The 20,524-nt window shown below is 57.0% G+C and carries 33 protein-coding genes and 1 tRNA gene; 25 read left to right on the forward strand and 9 right to left on the reverse strand.

The window, feature by feature from the left end:
• Window positions 1-112 precede the first annotated feature (112 nt).
• From V3390_RS10250 to V3390_RS09455, 24 genes are all read left to right on the forward strand, one after another.
• Complete coding sequence (locus V3390_RS10250) at window positions 113-751, forward strand: LexA family transcriptional regulator (protein ID WP_425493049.1); 639 nt, start codon at window positions 113-115, stop codon at window positions 749-751.
• A complete protein-coding gene (locus tag V3390_RS09345) occupies window positions 727-1,440 on the forward strand; it encodes a hypothetical protein (RefSeq protein ID WP_331704213.1) in 714 nt (237 codons plus the stop codon). Before V3390_RS10250 ends, V3390_RS09345 begins: the two co-directional genes overlap by 25 nt.
• Before the next feature lie 83 nt (window positions 1,441-1,523).
• Complete coding sequence (locus tag V3390_RS09350; RefSeq protein ID WP_331704214.1) at window positions 1,524-2,378, forward strand: ATP-dependent Clp protease proteolytic subunit; 855 nt, start codon at window positions 1,524-1,526, stop codon at window positions 2,376-2,378.
• A 337-nt stretch (window positions 2,379-2,715) separates the two neighbouring features.
• On the forward strand, window positions 2,716-3,039 hold the full coding sequence (locus V3390_RS09355) for a hypothetical protein (protein ID WP_331704215.1): 324 nt from the start codon (window positions 2,716-2,718) through the stop codon (window positions 3,037-3,039).
• On the forward strand, window positions 3,036-3,212 hold the full coding sequence (locus V3390_RS09360) for a hypothetical protein (RefSeq protein WP_331704216.1): 177 nt from the start codon (window positions 3,036-3,038) through the stop codon (window positions 3,210-3,212). Before V3390_RS09355 ends, V3390_RS09360 begins: the two co-directional genes overlap by 4 nt.
• A 1-nt stretch (window position 3,213) precedes the next feature.
• A complete protein-coding gene (locus V3390_RS09365; protein ID WP_331704217.1) occupies window positions 3,214-3,366 on the forward strand; it encodes a hypothetical protein in 153 nt (50 codons plus the stop codon).
• A gap of 175 nt (window positions 3,367-3,541) precedes the next feature.
• Entirely contained in the window at window positions 3,542-4,417 is an 876-nt protein-coding gene (gene bet, locus V3390_RS09370; protein ID WP_331704218.1) for a phage recombination protein Bet, read from the forward strand.
• Window positions 4,414-5,001, forward strand: coding sequence for a PD-(D/E)XK nuclease family protein (locus V3390_RS09375; RefSeq protein ID WP_331704219.1), 588 nt, complete (start codon window positions 4,414-4,416; stop codon window positions 4,999-5,001). Before bet ends, V3390_RS09375 begins: the two co-directional genes overlap by 4 nt.
• Window positions 4,998-5,753 carry a hypothetical protein gene (locus V3390_RS09380; protein WP_331704220.1) on the forward strand — a complete coding sequence of 252 codons (756 nt, stop codon included), beginning with the start codon at window positions 4,998-5,000 and terminating at the stop codon, window positions 5,751-5,753. Before V3390_RS09375 ends, V3390_RS09380 begins: the two co-directional genes overlap by 4 nt.
• 78 nt (window positions 5,754-5,831) lie before the next feature.
• On the forward strand, window positions 5,832-6,038 hold the full coding sequence (locus V3390_RS09385) for a hypothetical protein (protein WP_331704221.1): 207 nt from the start codon (window positions 5,832-5,834) through the stop codon (window positions 6,036-6,038).
• An 84-nt stretch (window positions 6,039-6,122) separates the two neighbouring features.
• A complete protein-coding gene (locus V3390_RS09390) occupies window positions 6,123-6,536 on the forward strand; it encodes a hypothetical protein (protein WP_331704222.1) in 414 nt (137 codons plus the stop codon).
• Between the two features lie 94 nt (window positions 6,537-6,630).
• Window positions 6,631-7,440 carry a hypothetical protein gene (locus V3390_RS09395; RefSeq protein WP_331704223.1) on the forward strand — a complete coding sequence of 270 codons (810 nt, stop codon included), beginning with the start codon at window positions 6,631-6,633 and terminating at the stop codon, window positions 7,438-7,440.
• Window positions 7,430-7,627 (forward strand): hypothetical protein, encoded by a 198-nt coding sequence (locus tag V3390_RS09400; protein ID WP_331704225.1) that lies wholly within the window; start codon window positions 7,430-7,432, stop codon window positions 7,625-7,627. Before V3390_RS09395 ends, V3390_RS09400 begins: the two co-directional genes overlap by 11 nt.
• On the forward strand, window positions 7,624-8,034 hold the full coding sequence (locus V3390_RS09405) for a hypothetical protein (RefSeq protein WP_331704226.1): 411 nt from the start codon (window positions 7,624-7,626) through the stop codon (window positions 8,032-8,034). The genes V3390_RS09400 and V3390_RS09405 overlap by 4 nt, the downstream gene beginning before the upstream one ends.
• A gap of 41 nt (window positions 8,035-8,075) precedes the next feature.
• Entirely contained in the window at window positions 8,076-8,396 is a 321-nt protein-coding gene (locus V3390_RS09410; RefSeq protein ID WP_331704227.1) for an aldo-keto reductase family protein, read from the forward strand.
• Window positions 8,393-8,614 (forward strand): hypothetical protein, encoded by a 222-nt coding sequence (locus tag V3390_RS09415; RefSeq protein WP_331704228.1) that lies wholly within the window; start codon window positions 8,393-8,395, stop codon window positions 8,612-8,614. The genes V3390_RS09410 and V3390_RS09415 overlap by 4 nt, the downstream gene beginning before the upstream one ends.
• Window positions 8,615-8,696: 82 nt before the next feature.
• Window positions 8,697-9,008 (forward strand): hypothetical protein, encoded by a 312-nt coding sequence (locus tag V3390_RS09420; RefSeq protein WP_331704229.1) that lies wholly within the window; start codon window positions 8,697-8,699, stop codon window positions 9,006-9,008.
• Between the two features lie 44 nt (window positions 9,009-9,052).
• Entirely contained in the window at window positions 9,053-9,238 is a 186-nt protein-coding gene (locus V3390_RS09425) for a hypothetical protein (RefSeq protein ID WP_331704230.1), read from the forward strand.
• Window positions 9,239-9,343: 105 nt separating this feature from the next.
• On the forward strand, window positions 9,344-9,619 hold the full coding sequence (locus tag V3390_RS09430; RefSeq protein WP_331704231.1) for a hypothetical protein: 276 nt from the start codon (window positions 9,344-9,346) through the stop codon (window positions 9,617-9,619).
• On the forward strand, window positions 9,616-10,089 hold the full coding sequence (locus V3390_RS09435; protein WP_331704232.1) for a hypothetical protein: 474 nt from the start codon (window positions 9,616-9,618) through the stop codon (window positions 10,087-10,089). Before V3390_RS09430 ends, V3390_RS09435 begins: the two co-directional genes overlap by 4 nt.
• The gene (locus V3390_RS09440) at window positions 10,082-10,231 is read left to right on the forward strand and encodes a hypothetical protein (RefSeq protein WP_331704233.1); all 150 of its coding nucleotides are present in this window, start codon (window positions 10,082-10,084) and stop codon (window positions 10,229-10,231) included. The genes V3390_RS09435 and V3390_RS09440 overlap by 8 nt, the downstream gene beginning before the upstream one ends.
• On the forward strand, window positions 10,228-10,494 hold the full coding sequence (locus V3390_RS09445) for a hypothetical protein (protein WP_331704234.1): 267 nt from the start codon (window positions 10,228-10,230) through the stop codon (window positions 10,492-10,494). Before V3390_RS09440 ends, V3390_RS09445 begins: the two co-directional genes overlap by 4 nt.
• A 266-nt stretch (window positions 10,495-10,760) precedes the next feature.
• A complete protein-coding gene (locus V3390_RS09450; protein ID WP_331704236.1) occupies window positions 10,761-10,973 on the forward strand; it encodes a DUF4224 domain-containing protein in 213 nt (70 codons plus the stop codon).
• Window positions 10,974-11,948, forward strand: a complete 975-nt coding sequence (locus V3390_RS09455; protein WP_331704238.1) for a tyrosine-type recombinase/integrase — start codon at window positions 10,974-10,976, stop codon at window positions 11,946-11,948.
• Between the two features lie 76 nt (window positions 11,949-12,024).
• Here V3390_RS09455 and V3390_RS09460 read toward each other — a convergent pair.
• From V3390_RS09460 to rpmI, 8 genes are all read right to left on the reverse strand, one after another.
• Window positions 12,025-12,101, reverse strand: a tRNA-Pro gene (locus V3390_RS09460).
• 59 nt (window positions 12,102-12,160) lie between these two features.
• Window positions 12,161-12,517, reverse strand: coding sequence for a MerR family transcriptional regulator (locus V3390_RS09465; RefSeq protein ID WP_331689937.1), 357 nt, complete (start codon window positions 12,515-12,517; stop codon window positions 12,161-12,163).
• Window positions 12,495-12,797, reverse strand: a complete 303-nt coding sequence (locus V3390_RS09470; protein ID WP_331689936.1) for an integration host factor subunit alpha — start codon at window positions 12,795-12,797, stop codon at window positions 12,495-12,497. The genes V3390_RS09465 and V3390_RS09470 overlap by 23 nt, the downstream gene beginning before the upstream one ends.
• A 177-nt stretch (window positions 12,798-12,974) precedes the next feature.
• Window positions 12,975-13,406, reverse strand: a complete 432-nt coding sequence (locus V3390_RS09475; RefSeq protein WP_331704239.1) for a hypothetical protein — start codon at window positions 13,404-13,406, stop codon at window positions 12,975-12,977.
• 121 nt (window positions 13,407-13,527) lie between these two features.
• Window positions 13,528-15,945 (reverse strand): phenylalanine--tRNA ligase subunit beta, encoded by a 2,418-nt coding sequence (gene pheT / locus V3390_RS09480; protein WP_331704240.1) that lies wholly within the window; start codon window positions 15,943-15,945, stop codon window positions 13,528-13,530.
• 12 nt (window positions 15,946-15,957) lie between these two features.
• On the reverse strand, window positions 15,958-16,953 hold the full coding sequence (pheS, locus tag V3390_RS09485; protein WP_331704241.1) for a phenylalanine--tRNA ligase subunit alpha: 996 nt from the start codon (window positions 16,951-16,953) through the stop codon (window positions 15,958-15,960).
• A gap of 120 nt (window positions 16,954-17,073) precedes the next feature.
• Window positions 17,074-17,427 carry a 50S ribosomal protein L20 gene (gene rplT, locus V3390_RS09490; protein ID WP_331689932.1) on the reverse strand — a complete coding sequence of 118 codons (354 nt, stop codon included), beginning with the start codon at window positions 17,425-17,427 and terminating at the stop codon, window positions 17,074-17,076.
• A 21-nt stretch (window positions 17,428-17,448) separates the two neighbouring features.
• The gene (gene rpmI, locus V3390_RS09495) at window positions 17,449-17,646 is read right to left on the reverse strand and encodes a 50S ribosomal protein L35 (RefSeq protein WP_331689931.1); all 198 of its coding nucleotides are present in this window, start codon (window positions 17,644-17,646) and stop codon (window positions 17,449-17,451) included.
• A gap of 336 nt (window positions 17,647-17,982) precedes the next feature.
• Here rpmI and V3390_RS09500 point away from each other — a divergent pair, with 336 nt between their 5' ends.
• Window positions 17,983-19,041, forward strand: a complete 1,059-nt coding sequence (locus tag V3390_RS09500; protein ID WP_331704242.1) for a bifunctional transcriptional activator/DNA repair enzyme AdaA — start codon at window positions 17,983-17,985, stop codon at window positions 19,039-19,041.
• On the opposite strand, the gene V3390_RS09505 is transcribed toward V3390_RS09500, so the two are convergent.
• On the reverse strand, window positions 19,024-20,520 hold the full coding sequence (locus V3390_RS09505) for a type IV secretory system conjugative DNA transfer family protein (RefSeq protein ID WP_331704244.1): 1,497 nt from the start codon (window positions 20,518-20,520) through the stop codon (window positions 19,024-19,026). The two genes, V3390_RS09500 and V3390_RS09505, sit on opposite strands and share 18 nt — an antisense overlap.
• Window positions 20,521-20,524: the final 4 nt, after the last annotated feature.

The following is a 20,524-nucleotide window of genomic DNA, read 5'->3' on the forward strand; positions in this document are numbered from 1 at the left end:
AGCACCGCTTTACCTCAATGTCAAGCGCAAGTTGCTTACAAATTTCAGCAGCTGGCGAAACAATCAACCGATGATTGACAATATGCAACTTGCTGCACGAATTACCGAAGCGATGGACGCCGCTAAAGCCCGCGATAAGCGCATGACTCAGGACTACATTGCGGAGCAAATCGGCGTGACGAAACAGGCCGTTAACGGCTGGCGGCGCACTGGAAAGATCGACAAGGCGAACCTTGCGAAGCTGGCGCAGGTAACGGGATCCGATTTAGCGGAATTGCTGGACGTTGTGCCGGCCACCACTGTCAATGACGACGAATACACCGACGTTTTGGGTTACTCGCAAGCCGCCGCACTTGGCGACGGCGAGGAGCCGATGGACTACGCTGAAACGCATAGCCTGAAGTTCAAACGCACTTCACTCGACGGGCGTGGATTGAACGCGGCCAACTGCGCAGTCTTTTATGGCAAGGGCGATTCGATGCTGCCAACCATTAAGGACGGAGCCGCAATCTTGTTTGATACCAGTAAGACGCGGCCTGTGGACGGCGGCTTGTTCGTCATTCTTGTTCCAGGTATTAATGGCTCGAATTACAGCGTGAAGCGTTGTATTGAGTTAGACGGCAGTTGGTGGTTCGATGCGCTGAACCCCGATGGTGAGCACGCATGGCGTCGCCCTAAACCAATGGAAAGCAAACGCCACCCTATCCAGATCATCGGAAAGGTGGAATGGGTAGCAAGTTGGGTGGATTGATGTCCTCGACTACGGATAACGATGGTTGCGGCACTTTTGTTGCTTTTGCCGTAGCGGCTTTGCTGATCTGGCAATTTTCAAAGGATGACTGGACGGGCTATGTCTATCCGGACTTCACTAAGAATGGCGGCGCGGTGCAATATGAAGTCGGAAAGTTCGGATCTTTGGATAAATGCCTAGATGCCGTGCGCCAGCGCACCCGCGACATCGGTCGCTCGTTTGAAGCTGATTATGCTTGTGGCAAGGATTGCGATAGCAGTTTTCTTACGCCGATATGCGATAAAGTCGCGACGCGGAAGGAGGGAAGCTGGTGGCGCGGACTGCTGGGGTTGACGGATTATGACGAAGAATATCAAGTCAACATCCGCAATCAAGCCGTACAGAGGCACATGGATAAATTGCTCCTTGCAGAGCAACTGGAGCGCGAAGCGTCAGCTCAAGCGAGTGCAGATGAAGCGCATCGAATGGCAAAGGAGGCTGCCAAGATGGCGAATGCCGTTTCCGGCGATGTTGGCACGTATGCTGGCTACAACTGCACCGTCGATTGTGGTGGACATGATGCCGGTTACGACTGGGCGATGACCAATGGCGTTTCAGACTACGGCGAGTGCAGCGGCAACAGTGATTCATTCATTGAAGGCTGCATGGCATATGTAAGCGAGCAGGAGGCCGATCAAGGGCAGGAATAGCCCCCCCCCAACGAAAACCCCCGCAGTGGGCGGTATTGGATAGCGACCCCATAGATTAAATATGCCATGGAGAACCAATTAGCATGAACAGCGGCGAAGCAGCGATTAATGCGCTTATCAACTCAGATGCGAGCCGAGACTATCTCGTGATATCCGGAAAAATTAACCGAGATTTGCATTATCGTTTGTCTAACGAGCTAGATACCAAGGCACGTAATAGCAGTTGCACTTTATTCTTAACGACGTACGGCGGCGATCCGGATGCAGCATTTCGAATCGCCAGGTGTCTGCAGCATTATTACACGTCGATTCGGATCGTCGTGACTGGATTCTGCAAAAGTGCTGGAACGTTGATTACGCTAGTCGGCAACGAAATTGCAATCGGTGACCTAGGTGAGCTTGGACCTTTAGACATACAGGTAAACAAAGGAAGTGAACTGCTTGAGCAAAGCTCTGGCCTCGACATGAACGAGGCGCTGCAGGCTGTGACAGAGCACATTCAGTTCACGTTTCATAACATCTTAGTCAAGAACAGGGAGGCCGGGCTATCGACAAAAATGGCTGCAGAGCTCGCGGCCAAGGTAAGCACATCCATTTCTGCGCCACTGCTGTCACAGCTCGACCCTTTACGAATTGGTGAGATGCAACGAAAAACACGCATCGCGTTTGATTACGGTGAGAAGTTAAATGGACAGTCAAAAATCCTTAAAGATGACGGCCTAGAGTCGTTGGTTAGAAACTACCCCTCTCACGGCTTTGTAATCGACCGGAAGGAAGCGCGATCGATCTTTAAACATGTTGACGCCCCTAATCCATCAGAACTAACATTTTTCAACTTTTTTTCGAATATCATGACATTTCCAGAAAAGGAAAAAGCGTTTGTGGAATTACTCTGCCTAACCACCGACAAACAGGATGATATAAGTGATGAAAAGTAGCGGCCAATTGTCGGCATTGAAGAAGCCGAAGGACAGCAAACCATCCAAGCAGGCGACAAATAAACAGGCTCAAGCGGCCTATGATTTCGCTGCAATGCTGAGAAAGCCTACAAAAGAGCAAAGGGAAGACAGACTGCTGAAAACAGCATCTCACTCGCTTTGATTTAATAAATCTGCCCCACCCCACCCCGCTCCGGCGGGGTTTTTTGTTGCCTCAAATTTGTGACGCATTACGCAAAATAAAACATTGCTTTACTTTTGAGTCAATCTACGCTTGACCTTAATGTAAAGCGGTGCTTTACTGTCTTTAACGAAACAAAACGTTGAGGACAGGGAAATGAACACCGATTTCAAATGGGCGCAAGACATTGAAGGCCCGCGCAACACCTGCCGCGAATGCGATGGATACGGGCGCATTTCGGACGGAAACCCGGTCCCGTGCCGCGAGACGGATTACGAATGCCGCGTATGTGCAGGCACTGGCAACCGTCACTACAAGAACGCCCCAGCGTACTACGAGGCACTTGGCCACCTCATGCCGATCGAGCACATCGTGTTCATGGGATACAAGGCCAAGATTTTTCGCGGTCGCATCCATTCAGGTAAGAACCGATTCTCAACCCATGTCGCCGCCGAAAGTGCGATTCGGAGGGCTGCATGAACGCCATTTTGCCGCTGCCTGAGAGCCTTGACACGGCTCGCTGCCTGCTGTCGGCCACGATTCAGTTGGCCGAGAAGCTGTCCCGCACAGATACAAGTCTGTACCCGTTGCTCGATTCACTGATTGAGGCGGCGGACCGATTCAATGAGACCCACCCGATTTCGGAGACCTGAGATGAAACGCGAAACCGTCCGCTTTCTCGAACACACCTTCGGCTACCGACTGGCCGCTTGGCTTGAATCGCACGACTGGTTCCTGCCGAATGCGGCCCTGACTGCCATGTGTCTGTTCGTCGTCGTCATCGGGATCGCGCGAGGTGCGCAATGAACAGCGCCGTCGCCGACTACCAGGTGACCACGCGGTTCGATCCTGATCTATACGCGCTCTACATCGCTCTCAAGATGTTCGAGCAAACCCACCCTTCACCGTCCGTCCCTGCCACTCAACCATCTGCCCATAGCCCGGCAGGGGCGGACAACTCACACGCAAAAGGAACCAACGGATGAATGCACAGCTTGCACCAATGGATGATAAAAAGTCACTGATCAAAACATTCGGTGAGCGTTACGAAATCGCCCCGTCGCGGGTGCTGGCCACCCTGAAGTCCACCGCTTTCAAACTAAAGTCGGGCGAAGTGACTGAGGATCAAATGATCCAGCTTCTTGTTGTCGCCAACCAGTACGGGTTAAACCCGTTCACGAGGGAAATATTCGCGTTCCCGGATAAGCAAAACGGCGTCACGCCAGTGGTGGGTGTGGACGGATGGAGCCGCATTATCAACTCGAACTCGCAGTTCGACGGTATGGAGTTCTCATCTCCGAACGAAATGGTTCGGCCCGATGGTGCACTGGCAGACTGTCCGGAATGGTTTGAGTGCCGGATCTACCGAAAGGACCGTTCACGCCCTACTGTGGTGCGAGAGTATCTGGACGAAGTGTACCGACCCGCGTTCAAGTCGAAGGAGGGTTACACAGTCAATGGCCCGTGGCAGTCGCACCCGAAGCGATTCCTGCGTCACAAGACCATGATCCAGTGTGCACGGTTAGCTTTCGGGTTCGTCGGCATCTACGACCAGGACGAAGCCGAGCGCATCCGAGAAGCGGACGTTCCGCTGATCCAGCAATCGAGCAATGTCTCGGATCTGATGCCGAAGGCCAAGGCCGAGTCCAAGCCTGCCGAGGTGATCGACGATGCTGAGTTTGTCGATACCGATGACGCAGACACCGAACATATGCCCGTCATCGACCTGTCGCCCGAGGCGCTGAAGGTTCTTGAAAAGAAAGCGCGGCTGGTGGGCAAGTCGATGGATGACGTTATTGCGCAGTTCGCGCCGATCCATGCCGGGAATATCACGGGCGTGCTGCAGGCCCTGAAATGACAGACCTGCAATTCGACGAATCCACGCATACCTACAAGCTCAACGGGCGCGTGATCGACTCTGTTACCACGATCCTGAAGCCGCTGTCCGAGCACATCTACCGCGGCGTTCCGCGTCCGCAGATGGAGGCAGCGGCCCAGCTTGGCACGGCAGTCCATAAGATGATCGAACTCGATTGCTTGGGCACCCTTGACGTGGACGGCCTGCATGAGCGCGTGGCCCCGTACTTTCCGACATGGCAGCGGTTCATTGCGGAAACGGGCTTCAAGGTCTTGAAGACCGAACAGCGCGTCTATTCGAAGGACTACGACTTTGCCGGGACGCTGGATCTGTACGGAGAAATGCACGGCAAGACCGTTCTGATCGACATCAAGTGCACCGCTGCCGTCCCCGCAACGGCAGGCCCGCAGACAGCAGCCTACAAGCTCGCATTGGAAGAGGCCGGTCTGTGGTGGGTTGAAGAGCGCTACGTGCTGCAACTGCCAAACCCCAACGACTACCGGCTCGCACCGCTGAAAGACCGCGGCGACATCAAGACCTTTCTGAGCTGTCTCACGATTCACAACTGGAAGAAGAACCAATGACCCAATTGAACCCCGAACAGGCGCAGCAGGCCGCCTTAGCTGTCGCCAACAACATGTACTCGCTGGTCGAGGACATGGCGATTGACAGCCCAGAAATGTTTGACATTGCAGGCCAGCAGTTGCGCGAAATCTCGACCAAGAAGAAGCACGTCGAGGAAACACGCAAGGCGATCACCGGCCCGATGGATCAGGCCAAAAAGAAAGTCATGGAGCTGTTCGCCGTTCCCATCTCGCGCCTGGACGAAGCCGAACAGATCTTGCGCCGTTCGCTGCTGGCATACAAGCAGGAGCAGGACAGGCTCGCAGCCATTGCCCAGCGCGAGGCAGAGGAAAAGGCCCGAGTCGAACGCGAGCGACTGGAAGCGGAGCGCCGCGCGGCAGAAGAAGCCAAGCGGGCTGCACTTGCATCGAACGATGTTGCAGCGATCGAGGCCGCAACCGAGAAGCTACTGGATGTTGAGGACGCTGTAGAGATCGCCGATCTAGCCCCGGTGGCGACCTTCCAAGCGCCCAAGGCCGTTGCCAAGGGCATCAGCACCACGAGGCGTTACAAGGCGCTGGACGTGGATCTGAAAGCGCTGGTGATTGCAGCAGGCAGCGCGGCAGCCAATGGCGACCTGTCCCTGCTCGGATACCTTGCGGCGGACATGAAGGCCATCAATGGCGTCATTACCTCACTCAAGGACAAGGCCAGCATCCCCGGCGTTCGCGTGGGTGTCGATGAGTCGATCTCTGCGAGGCGCATCGCATGAGCACTGACACCAAGATGCTGATTTTCATCGTCGCCGTATTCGGCGCAATCGAACTGTACAACCTTTGGAGGAACAGCCGTGGCCGCTAACCGTAAAGATCTTGAACCCGTATTTGCCGAGATGCGCCGCATTTGGGCGGCCAACGGTAAGACCGTCCTTGGCGCGTCAAAGGCAACCGGCATTCACCGCGACACCGTGAAGCAACTGTTGGAACGCAGGGTGATTTGGTATTCGGCGCAGACGCTAGACCGCTTGGGCTATGAGTACGTGCGGACCGGCAAATGACCATTTTCATTGTCTTCACGCTGCTGTGGGTCGTTATCGCGGCAGTTGTGGGCACTTTGTTTTCCATTCTCACAGGAGTTCGCAATGACTGACATCCCACAGCCCGGCAGTGTGTGGGTAGACAAGGACGATCCGAAGATTGAAGCCGTTGTTTTGTGGGCCGATGAAAAGACGGTTGTATATGACTATTCCGTTCCTGCTAATGACTCGGACAGGCACGTACGCTCCACGCCTATGTTCGTCAAATACTACACTCCCAAGCCCCGCACCATCACCGTTGCCGGCGTCGAGCTGCCCGAGCCGATGCGGGAGGCTTTGAAAGATGGCGAGCGGTATTGGCTCACTGACATTACAGAGGAGCGCGGCGTCTACAAAAACACATGGACCGATCACCCGATCCATCTACACAATCTCAAGCGTGGTGGAGTATTCCGCACGAAGGAGGACGCACAAGCGTGGTTCGAGTTTGAAGTGAGACAGCGTGGAGGTGAGGTGTGAGCGACACATATCAAGCAATTTACGATGCTGCATGCCGCAAGATTCACGGCGGCAATGTCAGCGATGCAATCGAATCCGCGCTGGGGGTGAAGTCGTGATGTACGAACCGTTCGACAAGGAAACCGCCAGCGCCCGTGATCGCGTGGCGTGGGCGCTATGCCAAATCATTGACGACGACGCACCGTTGCGCTGGACGCGCTATCGCTTTGCTGCTGCGTGTATCGCAAGTAACCCCGAAGTGATGCAAGACCTCGCCCAACTCTCAAAGGAGCAGACTTGCCAGACTCAAGCGCAAGCTGGCACGGTTCAACTCAACAACAAAAGAATGGAAGCCATGACCGACATTCTGAAAAAGCCTATGGTTAAGCGGTATGAAGTGAACTGGCATGACGGTGAATATCTGCCGTATGAGTCAGACGATGGACGTTTCACGTTGCACTCCGACTACGCTGCTCTGCAAGCTGACTATGAGCGTGAAGCATGTGCCAACCGTGAGTGGTCGGAAAAGACGGAATGGACTCAAGGGACGATTAGCAGAAGGTATCTCGGCTGGCATCGTGCAGACGGAATGAGTGAAGAAATACGAACCCTCACCGCCGAGCGTGATGCGCTGCTTTCCCAATTGGGGGGGTCAGTAGGCGTACACCAGAATTATTCAGCACTGCCGAAAAGTCCATACGCACGGCCTCATGTTTCCGGCTCGGCTACAACTCCAACCAGCAAGGTTGAGGTGACAGACGAGATGATTAACTGGAAGCCAGCGAGTGAGCACCCTGACGTTCTCAATGCTTCGACTTGCGAGGAAGCCGTTGAGATTGCCGTTCGCATGACGGAACGCCAGATTGCGGAAAACGTATTGAATAGCAACCTACCGCCTACCGAGGAGGTGACCAATGAGCCGTGAATACATAATCCAAGTGAAGTATGAGGTGATGATTGAACGCACAGTCAAAGCTGACGATATGGATGAGGCATTGAAGTTTGCAAAAGAGTATGCGTTATCCGATCCAGTTGATACGGGAGTAATAGCAGTTCGTAAAAATTGGACGTACACCTATTCATCGGGTGAAGTCGTAGGAGTGTTAGCATGAGCCGTGAAGCGTTTGAGCAGTGGTATGTCACCAATGCGTTCGACTTCGAAAAGAATCCGCTAGGAAGCCGGGAGTGTTCCCTGCAATGGCAAGCATGGCAAGCCGCCCTCCAACAGCAGGGCGAGGCGGTTGCGAAAGTTTGTCATGCGTTCCCGCAGCATATCGGTTGGAGTCCAGAAGTTGACGTGACTTCACTTGCTGAAGGAACACCCTTATTCACCCACCCACCCAAGCCGGTTGTGTCGGATGCGTGGCCGAATGGCGTACTGAATCGCAAAAAAACCATCGAAGTGATTACCGAACACAACGCATGGCGGCGTGGTGCGGAAGGTGCGCAGACAGACCCGCGAATGCTTGGGCTTGCGTTGGATGCGGTCATTGCCGCGTTGGAGGTGAGCCGTGGGTGACAACGAAACCGTGGCGGACGTGGCCGAATTAAGGAGTAGCGATGGACAACGATAAGACGGTGGAATATTCCCAAGGAATCATGGGCGACGGCGCGGCGATTTTGAAAGATGGCGTCCGCATGACTGTTGACGAAATCGTTTCCGAGTTAAATGCCCACGCCCGCGAGGTCGAGGCGCTGCGCCAGAGGGTTGAGGCTGCGGAGGCGAGGTACGAAAGGCTATTGAGCGCGGGATCTCAGCTGTCCGACATCGCTTTCAACCTCTCGCAGTGTGGTGGCGACACCCTGGCTGCGTCCACTTGCCGGTCGATGGACAATGCTCGCAGGTCGTGGGACGACGCCATCATGGAGAGAAACGAATGATCCGCTTTGTTGTTGAGTGCCACGAAATGCAATACGGCCCGGGAATTGACCGGAGGGACTACGTGACCGTGGACGTTGATCTGCCAGAGCTTGAAGCATTGTTGAAGCGCGGCGGACATGGTGAAGGTGGGTTTGAGTCTTGGAGCTTGCTTGGCGCTGAAATACTGCCAGCTAACCCCACCCACACCCCGACTTCGCCGCACAGCGAGGCGGCTTGAATGAATTGTTATGCCGCTGACACGAGGAAATGACATGCGACCGTTTATAGACCAAAACGACCGATACAGTTATGAGGATTGGATGAACGAGATGGGAGCCGACGAAGGGTTGCCGGAATTGCCGCCGATGGGCCACCCGCTGCAGAAACTCGGGGCGCGACTTGGCGAACTGCTGGACGAAGACCAGTGGGCAGAGTGCGAACGGCTGCTGTTGGAGGGGTGGGCGCACGATGTGATTGACCGAAAGACGGGGCAGTACTGGCGCGAAAACAGCGATCTGGAAGTGTGGTTTCCACTCACGGCGGAAGAACTTGAACGCCTCCGCACTGAGAACGCCGAACTGCGGCATAACACCACCCACACCCAACCTTCGCCGCATGGGGCGGTGGATTGAATTGTTAGGCATCATTGCCTGACACAACAACAGGACAGGAACCCATGTACAGCGCAGATGAGATTGTGGCCGCCCGCGCACAATTCGACCTCCCGGAAGACCGCCTCAGCGACGAGGAAGTGTCAGCGTTCATCCAATCCACCACCGCCGGTGGCTTTCTGATTCTCCGGCTGCGATTGAGCCGATTCTTCAAGGCGGTTAGCTCATCGTTTCGCCGAACTGATGCCTAACAACAATTTGACCCCACCTTCGCCGCCTAACGCGGCAACCGACAAACTGGAATCGCACGAAGCCTTTAACCGTGCAATCGCTATAGCTAATAAGGACACCGACCAATGAAAATAAATCAACTCAAGACCGTCAACGTGGAAGCAAAGGAAATCCGCTTGCACCTGAAAGTGAGCGACAGGTTCACGGCATTTATCCATGACCAAGACGGAGAACAGCTTGGCGGTCAGGATGGCGGGTACGTGCCGGACTTCATGCCACAGCAACACTACGGCGATTACGTCATTCTCAACATTGATCTGGATACGGGCATGGTGACGAACTGGCGCAAGCCTACCGCCGAACAGATTGAAGCGTTCATCGCAGGGGACACCGACCAATGACCACCCTGACCCCAAGACTACAAATCGCAGCCATGCTGCTGCAAGGCGTGTATGCCAGCCCAAAGAACATTGGCGACCATCATCGTGCCCGCAATTTCGCCTTGCAGGAAGCAGACGCCCTGATTGCTGAATGTGGCGGGGGTGAGGCAAATGACTGCAAGTATTGCGAGCAGACGTTACGCCAAGAAGAACGTGCAACCGAATGGGCTGACAAACTAGCCAACGAAATTGCATCCAAACTCCACGTGGATATTGGCGAGCACTCAAGTTCAAATTGCCCGTGGGAAAACGCACTCGAAGCAATTGAGGACTATGAACCAACCCAACCACGCAAGGTTGAGGTGACAGACGAAATGGTTGAGCGGTTTGCAGAGAATTACATCGGCGCAGGCCACACGGAACCTACCTTGCGTGGAGCGCTTAACTACATCATCAACGGAGCCTACGTGCCGGAGGTGAGTGATGTCTAACTTCGGACCCAGCGGCCCTGAACTTGTTGGCTACCTTATTATTTTTGCAATAATTTTCATCGCACTCGGCGTGCTGATTGCGCTTGGGTTCCAGTGGTTATGGCCGATCCTGATTAGTTGGTTGCATGAGGTGACGGCATGAGCGACAGCCCACTAGACCTTGATACGATCCACAGCCCGATGAACGCCTGCTGTTTCCGTGAGCACTGCCGGCGGGCGGATTCGGACAACTACAAGCTGCGAGCCGAACTCGACCGCCTGCGCAAAGACGCCGCCCGTCTTGACTGGCTGGCTGACGTGAACAACACAGTCGGGCAGGTGCTACTGCCTTCTGCCATCGTAGAGACGGCACTTGGTGGCGGGTTGCGGGGGATGATTGACGCGGCGATGGAGATGGAGAAATGACTACCATCATCATCCTGGCCATCTGGGCCATCGCCATCGCCATCGCCATCGCCGCGATCGTCGCCGCTATTTTTGAAATGTGGGGATGTCGAGATGAGTAAAAAAGACTTCGAGAACTGGAGCCTTGACCAGCTCGAATACGAACTGCGATACCAGCAGGCCGAAGGAATCCACACTTGGGGCACGAGCCCGCACTGCGGACACCTGGCACGAGGGAGCGGGTTCTGCGCTACGTGTTTGCAGAAAGAGATTGAGCGGAGGAAGAAGTGAGTGACCTGTGGCTAACCCCTGATGAAGTCGCCGAGCTGACGAGCCTTGAGCCGACCAGCTACAAGGCACAGTGCCGCCGACTTGCGCGGATGGGCATCGCGTTCACGCCCAATGCGATTGGTCGCCCGCTGGTTCCGCGCTCGCTGTTCGAGCCGAAGCCTGCACGCAAAGAAGCCAGAGCCGAACCCGATTGGAGCAAGGTTGCCTAAATGGGCCGCAAGCGCACCACGAATATCCACCTGCCGCGCAATATGCAGCGCAAGGGCAATACGTACTACTTCGTCAAGGATAATGTCTGGATCAACCTGGGGCATGATTACCCCGGTGCGCTGATCGCCTACTCTGGGCTGGTCGGGGAGCGCAAGGGAGTTAAGACGTTCGCAGACGTGGCGCATGAGATGCTGGAAACGCGAACCGCTGATCTGGCCCCGGCCACGTTGGCACTGTATGCGTACAACGCAAAGCGGGTTTTGCCGGTATTCGGCCACATGAAGCTCGAAGAAATAAAGCAGTCGCACGTCTATCGGTACGTGCACACGCGAGACGGGAACGCGATGTCAAACCGCGACCGTACGTTTATGTCGGCGGTTTTCACATATGCCCGCAATGCTGGGCGATTCGACGGGACAGACCCGACAAAGGGACTACAATATCGGCGCAAGGAGAGCCCCGTAGAACGCTACCTGGGCGACGACGAGCTGCGCATGGTGCTTGCCGCTGCGAAGCCCCATATAGCCGCTGCCATCGTGGTGTTGTACTTGATTGGTTGCCGAATCCGTGACGGTCTCGATATCCGCGTGGAGCACGTGGGCGATGACGTGCTGACGTACTGGAACCGCAAGGCAAAGAAGTGGATGGACGTCGAGATTACGCCCGCGCTGCGGCAAGCGATTGATAACGTACTGGCACTGGGCCGCCAGGTTGGGCGCGAGTTTCTGATCGAGCGGCTGGCAACGAATAGCCGCAGGGCGGGACCTTACACTTATGCTGGATTCCGAACCCAGTGGATGAACGCACTCGCCGCTGCGGGGATTGAATCGGCCACGCTGCACGATATTCGGCGGAAGGCAGGATCGGACGTTGAGACCGATGATCTGGCTATGCAGCTACTCGGGCACACGTCCACAAAGGTGACGCGCAGGCACTATCGGGCCAAGAAAACGCCGATCAAACCGACGAAATAATAGAAAGGTGTCGGAATAGTAGAATCCGTGATGGATTACCGAATCACGAGAAGGCCCTTGTTTTAAAGGCTAAAATTGGTCGGGACGGCCGGATTTGAACCGACGACCACTTGTCCCCCAGACAAGTGCGCTACCAGGCTGCGCTACGCCCCGATCATTGAAAAGCCCGCACATCGGCGGGCTTGTAATTATAGCGCAAATTGTCGAATCGGTCAGCGGCGCAGCATCTGCAAAACGTCTTCGAGTTCCATGCGCACTTGCTTGATGATCTGGGCGCTCATGGCGGACTCGTCCTTGCCGGCATCGCCTTCGAGACGCAGACGCGCGCCACCGATGGTGTAGCCCTGCTCGTACAGCAGACCGCGGATCTGACGCACCATCAGCACCTCATGGCGCTGGTAGTAACGGCGGTTGCCGCGGCGCTTAACGGGCGACAGCGACGGAAACTCCGTTTCCCAGTAGCGCAGAACGTGCGGTTTGACATCGCACAGGTCCGAGACCTCACCAATGGTGAAGTAGCGCTTGGCCGGAATCGGCGGCAGTTCTTTATTGCTGCTGGGATCCAACATAAGCCTCTACGCGCTCCTTGAGTTTCTGGCCCGGACGGAAAGTGACGACCGTACGTGCAGTAATTGGGATTTCTTCGCCGGTTTTGGGGTTGCGACCGGGACGTTGGCTCTTGCGACGCAGATCAAAATTACCGAAACCCGACAATTTCACCTGGCGGCCATCTTCGAGCGCAGCGCGCAGCACATCAAAAAACGCATCGACAAATTCCTTTGCCTCGCGCTTATTGAGTCCGACTTCATCGAACAGACGTTCAGCCATTTCGGCCTTGGTCAGTGCCACTGTGTGCCTCCGCAACTACCTGAAATTTACTTGCCGTTCAGATTGGAGACCAGGCAACAATCCTTCAGGGGTTGTTTAGATTGCTTCATTCCTTTTTAAAAATCAAGCATCTACGGAACATTCTCAACCCGAAAAGTAGTGAATGTGCTGCAAGCGGCTCGCACCGCAGGGAGTTTCTTACTCGAACTCCGGGTCCAGCCGCGCGAGGGGCCGACCAAGGCGGTCGCCAATCCATGCCATCGGGATGTAAGCAAACAGAAAATCGATGGCCATGAACCAGACCGGAAAAGGGATGGCACTGTAGATGTGAATGGCCATTGCCAGGAACAGGATCGCGACGTTCATCGCTGCCATCAGGTGATAGCGTCCGGCAATTTTAGCCGCGACAAAGGCGCCCGCGAGCGAGGCAATCGCATCGGCGAGAAAGGGAAAGATGAAGTGCTGCAGCTGCATCAGATGGACAGATGCACGCATGCCCTCGGTCGTGATCATGGCGGCACCGGCCGGTGGCGCGATCAGAACCGAGCCGGTCCACTCCAATGCCGAATTGATGATGCCGCCAATAATAAGCCCGACAATTACAGCGAGGATGGCGCGCAGGAACGGCAAGCAGACACAGGACACATAGTGATGACCCCACTACTCTACGTCATTTCTTCACAATGGCGTATGTCGGGCATCTCACTTTGGCTCACCGGCCCAAACCGCCAAAGTGAGGCCGGGTCCCGCTTTATCCCCGAATCGAGGCCCCAAACTCAGCGTTCATGGCCGCAACAACCGCTGTGACGACGCCCTCAACATCGGTATCGGTCAAAGTGCGCTGTGCGTCCTGCAGGACCAGACCAATGGCCAGACTCCTGTAGCCTTCGGCAATGCCCTTGCCCGCGTACTGATCAAACAGCACCAGCTCTTTCAGCAACGGACCGGCAGTTTGCTTGATCGTTTGCGCAACCAAGCCCCACTGCACCGTTTGCGGCAGCACGAACGCCAGATCGCGTCGGACGGAGGGGAACTTGGAGAGTGCTTGAACCGATTTACCGACTCGCTGCGTGAGCGGAGCCAGATCCAGCTCATAGCCGTAAACCGGCACATCGACCCCGAATGCAGCAGCCAGTTGCGGATGCAGCTGCCCGATCCAGCCCACGATCTCGTCACCGACGCGCACCATGGCTGAACGACCCGGATGGGCAAACGTCGGAGCACCGCTCTCGAACGACAAGGTCAGTCCCGCTAACGCCGCGAGCGATTCGAGGTCGCCCTTGATGGCGTAGAAATCAACCGGAGTCGGGTTGCCGCTCCACTGCTCGCCGTGTGCCGAGCCAACAGCCACCGCAGCAACACGTTGTGTGTGCACCGGCGCGCCATCGGCCACGTCGGATGCCTTAGACGTCACCCACGCCTGTTGACCTGCCGGCGTGAACACGTTGCCCAGTTCAAACAGACGAACGCGAGCTTGCTGACGTGCGAGATTGCGAGCCGCTGCACTCAGCAGACCCGGCAATAGACCCGGACGCATCACAGCCAACTCGGCGCTCAACGGATTAGCCAACTCAACGCGCAATGACTCGTCAACTTGCCAATGCGCCAGGTCACCGGCATCGACAAATGCGTAGTTGATGGTCTCGCGGTAATCGCGGGCAGCCAATTGCCTACGCACAGACCCGGCCGGCACGGTAGCTTCACTCACGGTTTTGAGCGGCGCGTCCCCGTTGGGCAAGGTCATCGGCAGCGCATCGTAACCGTAGATGCGCGCGACTTCCTCGATCAGATCTTCTTCAATTTCCAGATCGAAGCGACGCGTCGGCGCGGTCACTGACCAACCTTCGGATGAGGTCACCGGCTGCAGACCCAGAGACCCGAGAATCTGTGCCACGCGCTCGTCGGGCACTTGCATGCCCAGCAGCGAGCTCAAACGATCGCGACGCAAAGCAATCGTGCGCGCCACCGGCAGTTGATCGGCTAGCGTAACCGCCGTGACCGGACCCGCCTCGCCACCGGCGTTTTCAACGATCAGACGCGTTGCGTATTCGATGGCGATGCCCGGCAGTTCCGGATCGACACCACGTTCAAAGCGGTGCGACGCATCGGTATGCAGACCCAGCTTACGGCCCTGCCCCATGATGGATGCCGGCGCAAAATGCGCAGCCTCAAGGAACAGATTGACGGTGGTATCACTCACCTTGCTCGATTCACCGCCCATGATGCCGGCCAATGCGATCGGCGCATCGTTATCCGTAACCACCAGGAACGAATCATCGAGCTTGTGCTCACGACCGTCGAGCAGCATCAGCGATTCACCGGCACGCGACTTGCGCACGCCGATCTCACCTTGCAGGCGATCGTTGTCGAAGGCATGCATCGGCTGACCGAGTTCCAGCATGACGTAAGCCGTGACATCGACATACAAATTGATCGGCTTGATCCCACTGCGACGCAGACGTTCCTGCATGTAGATAGGTGACTGCACATTGGCACGCACGCCGCGGATCACGCGACCGACATAACGCGGCGCATCGGCACCGGCCTGCAGATTTACAATGCGCTGATCAGTAACCGAAGAGTCAACCGGCTCCGCATCCAACGGGCTCACGGCACCACCGGTCACAGCGGCCACATCGTAGGCTATGCCGCGAATACCGAAGCAGTCCGCACGGTTCGGCGTTAGCTTGATTTCAATCGAGGCATCGGGCAACGCCAGATACTCGCGCAACGGCGTACCCACCGGCGCATCGGCCGGCAGCTCCATGATGCCTGCTGCGCCTTCGTCGATCGCAAGTTCCTTGCCCGAGCACAGCATGCCGAATGATTCGACACCGCGCAGCTTGGCAGGCTTGATCGTAAAATCGCCCGGCAGCACGGCACCGACCGTAGCCAATACCGTTTTCAGACCGGCGCGTGCGTTGGGCGCACCGCAGACAATCTGCACGGGCTCAGCGCCGCCAAAGGCAACGGAACACACTTGCAGGCGATCGGCTTGCGGATGCCGCTCAGCCGACAGAATCTCAGCTACGACCACGCCTTCGAGTGATTCACCCAAGGGCGTTACGTCTTCGACTTCGAGACCGATAGCCGTCAGAGTCGAAACCAACTCGGCACGCGTGAGTGCGGAGGGAACCTGATCACGCAACCAGTTTTCAGAAAATTTCATGCGGTTCAGACCTTATTCGTAACTTTGCAGGAAGCGCGTGTCGCTCTCAAAGAACTTGCGCAAATCATCGACACCGTAGCGCAGCATGGCAAAGCGCTCGACGCCCAGACCAAACGCGAAACCGCGATACTGCTCGGGATCGAGTCCGACGTTGCGCAGAACATTGGGATGGACCATGCCGCAACCGAGCACCTCGAGCCACTTGGATGAACCGTCAGGCTGCTTCCACGCGATATCAACCTCGGCCGACGGTTCCGTAAACGGAAAATAAGAAGGCCGGAACCGCATCTCAAAGTCCTTCTCAAAAAAGGCGCGCACAAATGCAGCCAACGTTCCCTTCAGATCAGCGAACGAGGACTTGTCGTCGATGAGCAGGCCTTCGACCTGATGGAACATGGGCGTATGCGTCTGATCGCTGTCGCTGCGATACACCTTGCCGGCGGCAATCATGCGCAGCGGCGGCTTGTTTTTCAGCATGTAACGGATCTGCACACCCGAGGTATGCGTGCGCAGCAGACGACCGTCAGGGAAATAGAACGTGTCATGCATGGCGCGCGCCGGATGATGCGGCGGGAAGTTCAAGGCTTCGAAGTTGTGCCAGTCGTCCTCGATTTCCGGACCGTCGGCCAGCTCGTAACCCATGCGGCCGAAAATATCGGCAATGCGCTCCAGCGTGCGCGACACCGGATGCATGGAACCCAAGGTGGGGTTCAGGCCCGGCAACGTCACGTCGATCGTTTCGGCGGCGAGCTGTGCCTGCATGCGCTGCGCGTCAAGCGTCAGCTTGCGATCGTTCAAAGCGCCGGAGACTGCATCGCGTGCACGGTTGATGGCCTCACCGGCGGCCTTGCGCTCATCGGCAGGCAAAGTACCCAGCGTCTTGAGCAGACCGGAAATGCTGCCTTGTTTACCGACCAGCGAGACGCGCAGGGCATCCAGTGATTCGGGGGATTCCGCGGCCGCAATTCGGGCCAGCGCAACTTGTTGAATGGTTTCGATCGTGCTCATGACTGTATTGTCGTTGCCGTGTTCGCAAAAGAAAATGGGGAAGGACTTGCGCCCTTCCCCATTTGAATCGGGTGTCGGCGCGTCACCGCAAGGGCGGCGCACCGGATACCTGTGCGGGTATTACAGCGCTGCCTTAGCTTTTTCGGCCAGGACTGCAAAACCGGCGGCATCGTGCACTGCGATATCGGCCAGGACCTTACGGTCCAGCGTGATACCGGCCTTGCCCAGACCGTTGATGAAACGGCTGTAGCTCATGCCATTGATGCGGGCAGCCGCATTGATGCGGGTGATCCACAGCGAACGGAAGTTGCGCTTCTTTTGCTTACGACCGATGTAGGCATATTGCAGTGCCTTGGTAACCGCTTGCTTAGCAACGCGGAAGACCTTACGGCGGCCATTGTAGTAACCCTTGGCCTGGGCCAGGATCTTCTTGTGACGACGGCGTGCTTGGACGCCACGCTTAACTCGTGCCATTGTTGTTCTCCTCTACCTGGCTTATGCGTACGGAAGCATGCGATCGATACGGCCTGCGTCTTCCGCACGGACGTGATTCGTCTGACGGAGGTTACGCTTGCGCTTGGTCGCCTTCTTGGTGAGGATGTGGCTGCGGTTAGCATGACCGCACTTGTACTTGCCGCTAGCGGTCTTGAAGAATCGCTTGCCGGCCGAACGGCTGGACTTAATCTTGGGCATTTTCAAATGTCCTTATGACGGTTGATGACTGACTCAGGCGACGGCGTAATACAGCTACCGTTCTTTCCAATCCTTGCCCAAAGTCGGCGAAAGGCCCCCAATTGCACACGCGTTTGGAGGCGGGTCCGTGATCCTGCAGCGGTGATTTGCCACAGGAAGCTGGCCATTATGTCAGGATTCGCCTCCCTCCGCAAGCCAATTTGTCACTAAATTCAATCACTTGCACGGCGCCTGGCCACATTTTATCCATCTCGAAGGCCAATCCGGCACATCCTTGTCCAATTTTCGGTAGCCAGTGCGGTTCCCCAGCCCCAAAATGGGCCCATGGAGACCCGCATGCAACTGAACTTTGACACCATGTACCGCGCCCTGTGCGACAAGGATGCCGCGTACGAGGGCCTGTTCCTGACCGGGGTCAAAACCACCGGCATTTTCTGCCGCACCACCTGCACCGCCCGCAAGCCCAAACCGGAGAACGTCGAATTCTTCCCCGACGCCGCCGCAGCCATGGCCAAAGGCTACCGCGCCTGCAAGGTCTGCCGGCCACTCGAGTACCCCGACGCCACACCGCCCACTATCCGCAGCCTGCTCGATGAATTGGCTGCCGACCCCTCGCTTAAGCTGCGGGCCCAGGATCTGCGCGACCGCGGCCTGGAGCCGGCCACCGTCACCCGCTGGTTCCGCAAACATCACGGCACCACCTTTGTGGCCTATCAGCGTTTGCAGCGCATCAACTACGCATTTAAGCGTCTCAACCAAGGACACGCAGTGACCGACACCGCCCTCGAATCCGGATTTGACTCGCTCAGCGGCTTCAATGATTCCTTCAAGGCCGTATTCGGCACTCCGCCCACGCGCCGCGGCGAGGTCTCGGTCATTGACCTACAACGCATCGAGACCCGACTGGGAACCATGATCGCCTGCGCCACCGCCAAGGGCATCTGTCTGCTGGAGTTCAGCGAGCGCAAGATGCTCGAAACCGAGTTCCGTCAGATCAGCCGCCACTTCGGCGCCGTCATCGCGGTCGGCGAGAACCCGCACATCGCCCTGCTCGAACGCGAGCTGCACGCCTATTTCGAAGGCACTCTCCGCGCCTTCACCGTTCCCCTGGATCCCGTCGGCACCGAGTTCCAACGCAAAGTCTGGGAGGTGCTGCGCGCAATCCCCTATGGCGAGACGCGGTCCTATGCCGAGCAAGCCCGTCTGATCGGTCAGCCCTCTGCCGTGCGCGCCGTCGCCACCGCCAACGGCATGAACAAGATCGCCATCGTCATTCCCTGCCACCGCGTAATCGGCAAGGACGGCAAGTTGGTCGGCTACGCCGGCGGCCTGCATCGCAAGCAATACCTGCTCGATCTCGAGCGCGGCATCACGCCCCTACTCGCCGATCGCTAACTTCGGAACCGACACCGGCGGCAACAGCCGCTGCGCGAACACCGGATCGCGATAGTAGACAATCTTGCGCGCCGAGATCGGCTCGGCCACCCCCTCGATCATCAGCACACAGCGACTCTTACCCATCGCCTTAAGCTCCTGCGGAAGCATCAGCGGGCGCCGCTCCTCGGACGTACTCACTGACCGATCCCGCCCGCGATTGACGGTCGCCTTGGACACCGACCGATCACCGAGCATCTCCGAATACTCCTTGGCATCCTGCTGCTCACGTGGCGCGAACAGTATCTGCGCGGCATGGTTGGTAATGAGTGTGCGCGCTATCTCCTTGCCGTAGACCGCATCCAGCTGCGCCACGCTCTGAATAATCGGCAGTAGCCGCAGGTTATAGCCGGCCATATACGCCACGGCGCTGGCCAGGATCTCGATCTTTCCGACTGCCGTGAACTCATCCATCAGCAGTAAGCATGGGACGTTTAGCCCATTCTCCTTCGAAGGCAATTCACGCGTGTTGAGGTTGATCAGCTGTGAGAACAGCACATTAATCAGCAGTCGCGCTTCGGCAAGGCGGTGCGGTGGAATCACGACATAGATCGTCATGGGCCGGCGACGCACATCGCGCAAGTCAAAGTCATTGCACGCGGTGGCTGCAGCGAGCTGCGGATCGACCCATGGATTCAGCGGCTCCAGCAAGGAACCGATAATCGAAGCAAAGGTATCGCCCGCCTGCGACAGCAGCCCGTCCAGGGCACGACGCGTCTCGTCGCGCACAAACGCATCGGATCGAAGTTGCCGCAGATAGTCGGCGATCGGACGGCCATCGCCGATTGCCAAACGATGGATACCGGCCAAGGAGGGCTGCAGCATGGAGGTATCGCCATAGTCCGCCCAGTAGTCCTTGCGGTCAAAGGCGTACAGCGACAGCGCCAAGAACGCATTGCGCGCCTGCCCGACCCAGAACCGATGCTGCGGATCCGTCTCCGGATAGAGCAATGCCGCGAGCGCCGTCAGGTCCGCGATGCGACGGACCGGATCGGCGGTGACATAGGCCAGCGGATTCCACCGATGCGTCTCGCCATGCAGCGAATAAGGATCGAACTTGTAGACAGCATGTCCGCGACTGTGGCGCCATCCGCTGCTGAGCTGAAAATTCTCGCCCTTGATGTCCAGAACGACCACTGAGCCCCCATAGTGCAACAGGTTCGGCACCACGATGCCGACCCCTTTGCCGGAACGCGTCGGAGCTGCCAGCAGTACAAACTGCTGCCCGGCCAGGCCCAGAAGCCCATGGCCATCGCGCCCTAACAACAGGCTATTGGGTCCAATGGCGGTAAGCCCCTGCCGCTTGCAATCGGCGCGTCGGGCGAACCGCGAGCGGCCGTAGAGTCCGCGCTCTGCCGACCGATGCGCCCCGCCGATAAGTAACGCACCCGGCAATACCAGCGCTGCCAAGGCCACTAGCAACACCCAGGGGTCAGTCATTGGG

It is taken from the genome of Aquilutibacter rugosus, from assembly GCF_036541335.1.
In the GTDB taxonomy this organism is placed as follows: Bacteria; Pseudomonadota; Gammaproteobacteria; order Xanthomonadales; family Xanthomonadaceae; genus Aquilutibacter; species Aquilutibacter rugosus.

What these genes read in the sequence shown, in the direction of transcription:
- pheS (WP_331704241.1), bottom strand. Translation starts at nt 16,953, where the DNA reads ATGAGCACGATCGAAACCATTCAACAAGTTGCGCTGGCCCGAATTGCG.
- V3390_RS09440 (WP_331704233.1), top strand. Translation starts at nt 10,082, where the DNA reads ATGTCTAACTTCGGACCCAGCGGCCCTGAACTTGTTGGCTACCTTATT.
- V3390_RS09355 (WP_331704215.1), top strand. Translation starts at nt 2,716, where the DNA reads ATGAACACCGATTTCAAATGGGCGCAAGACATTGAAGGCCCGCGCAAC.
- V3390_RS09390 (WP_331704222.1), top strand. Translation starts at nt 6,123, where the DNA reads ATGACTGACATCCCACAGCCCGGCAGTGTGTGGGTAGACAAGGACGAT.
- rplT (WP_331689932.1), bottom strand. Translation starts at nt 17,427, where the DNA reads ATGGCACGAGTTAAGCGTGGCGTCCAAGCACGCCGTCGTCACAAGAAG.
- V3390_RS09345 (WP_331704213.1), top strand. Translation starts at nt 727, where the DNA reads ATGGGTAGCAAGTTGGGTGGATTGATGTCCTCGACTACGGATAACGAT.
- V3390_RS09500 (WP_331704242.1), top strand. Translation starts at nt 17,983, where the DNA reads ATGCAACTGAACTTTGACACCATGTACCGCGCCCTGTGCGACAAGGAT.
- bet (WP_331704218.1), top strand. Translation starts at nt 3,542, where the DNA reads ATGAATGCACAGCTTGCACCAATGGATGATAAAAAGTCACTGATCAAA.
- rpmI (WP_331689931.1), bottom strand. Translation starts at nt 17,646, where the DNA reads ATGCCCAAGATTAAGTCCAGCCGTTCGGCCGGCAAGCGATTCTTCAAG.
- V3390_RS09430 (WP_331704231.1), top strand. Translation starts at nt 9,344, where the DNA reads ATGAAAATAAATCAACTCAAGACCGTCAACGTGGAAGCAAAGGAAATC.
- V3390_RS09410 (WP_331704227.1), top strand. Translation starts at nt 8,076, where the DNA reads ATGGACAACGATAAGACGGTGGAATATTCCCAAGGAATCATGGGCGAC.
- V3390_RS09445 (WP_331704234.1), top strand. Translation starts at nt 10,228, where the DNA reads ATGAGCGACAGCCCACTAGACCTTGATACGATCCACAGCCCGATGAAC.
- V3390_RS09505 (WP_331704244.1), bottom strand. Translation starts at nt 20,520, where the DNA reads ATGACTGACCCCTGGGTGTTGCTAGTGGCCTTGGCAGCGCTGGTATTG.
- V3390_RS09425 (WP_331704230.1), top strand. Translation starts at nt 9,053, where the DNA reads ATGTACAGCGCAGATGAGATTGTGGCCGCCCGCGCACAATTCGACCTC.
- V3390_RS10250 (WP_425493049.1), top strand. Translation starts at nt 113, where the DNA reads ATGGACGCCGCTAAAGCCCGCGATAAGCGCATGACTCAGGACTACATT.
- V3390_RS09360 (WP_331704216.1), top strand. Translation starts at nt 3,036, where the DNA reads ATGAACGCCATTTTGCCGCTGCCTGAGAGCCTTGACACGGCTCGCTGC.
- V3390_RS09400 (WP_331704225.1), top strand. Translation starts at nt 7,430, where the DNA reads ATGAGCCGTGAATACATAATCCAAGTGAAGTATGAGGTGATGATTGAA.
- pheT (WP_331704240.1), bottom strand. Translation starts at nt 15,945, where the DNA reads ATGAAATTTTCTGAAAACTGGTTGCGTGATCAGGTTCCCTCCGCACTC.
- V3390_RS09420 (WP_331704229.1), top strand. Translation starts at nt 8,697, where the DNA reads ATGAACGAGATGGGAGCCGACGAAGGGTTGCCGGAATTGCCGCCGATG.
- V3390_RS09365 (WP_331704217.1), top strand. Translation starts at nt 3,214, where the DNA reads ATGAAACGCGAAACCGTCCGCTTTCTCGAACACACCTTCGGCTACCGA.
- V3390_RS09415 (WP_331704228.1), top strand. Translation starts at nt 8,393, where the DNA reads ATGATCCGCTTTGTTGTTGAGTGCCACGAAATGCAATACGGCCCGGGA.
- V3390_RS09435 (WP_331704232.1), top strand. Translation starts at nt 9,616, where the DNA reads ATGACCACCCTGACCCCAAGACTACAAATCGCAGCCATGCTGCTGCAA.
- V3390_RS09405 (WP_331704226.1), top strand. Translation starts at nt 7,624, where the DNA reads ATGAGCCGTGAAGCGTTTGAGCAGTGGTATGTCACCAATGCGTTCGAC.
- V3390_RS09465 (WP_331689937.1), bottom strand. Translation starts at nt 12,517, where the DNA reads ATGTTGGATCCCAGCAGCAATAAAGAACTGCCGCCGATTCCGGCCAAG.
- V3390_RS09380 (WP_331704220.1), top strand. Translation starts at nt 4,998, where the DNA reads ATGACCCAATTGAACCCCGAACAGGCGCAGCAGGCCGCCTTAGCTGTC.
- V3390_RS09350 (WP_331704214.1), top strand. Translation starts at nt 1,524, where the DNA reads ATGAACAGCGGCGAAGCAGCGATTAATGCGCTTATCAACTCAGATGCG.
- V3390_RS09375 (WP_331704219.1), top strand. Translation starts at nt 4,414, where the DNA reads ATGACAGACCTGCAATTCGACGAATCCACGCATACCTACAAGCTCAAC.
- V3390_RS09455 (WP_331704238.1), top strand. Translation starts at nt 10,974, where the DNA reads ATGGGCCGCAAGCGCACCACGAATATCCACCTGCCGCGCAATATGCAG.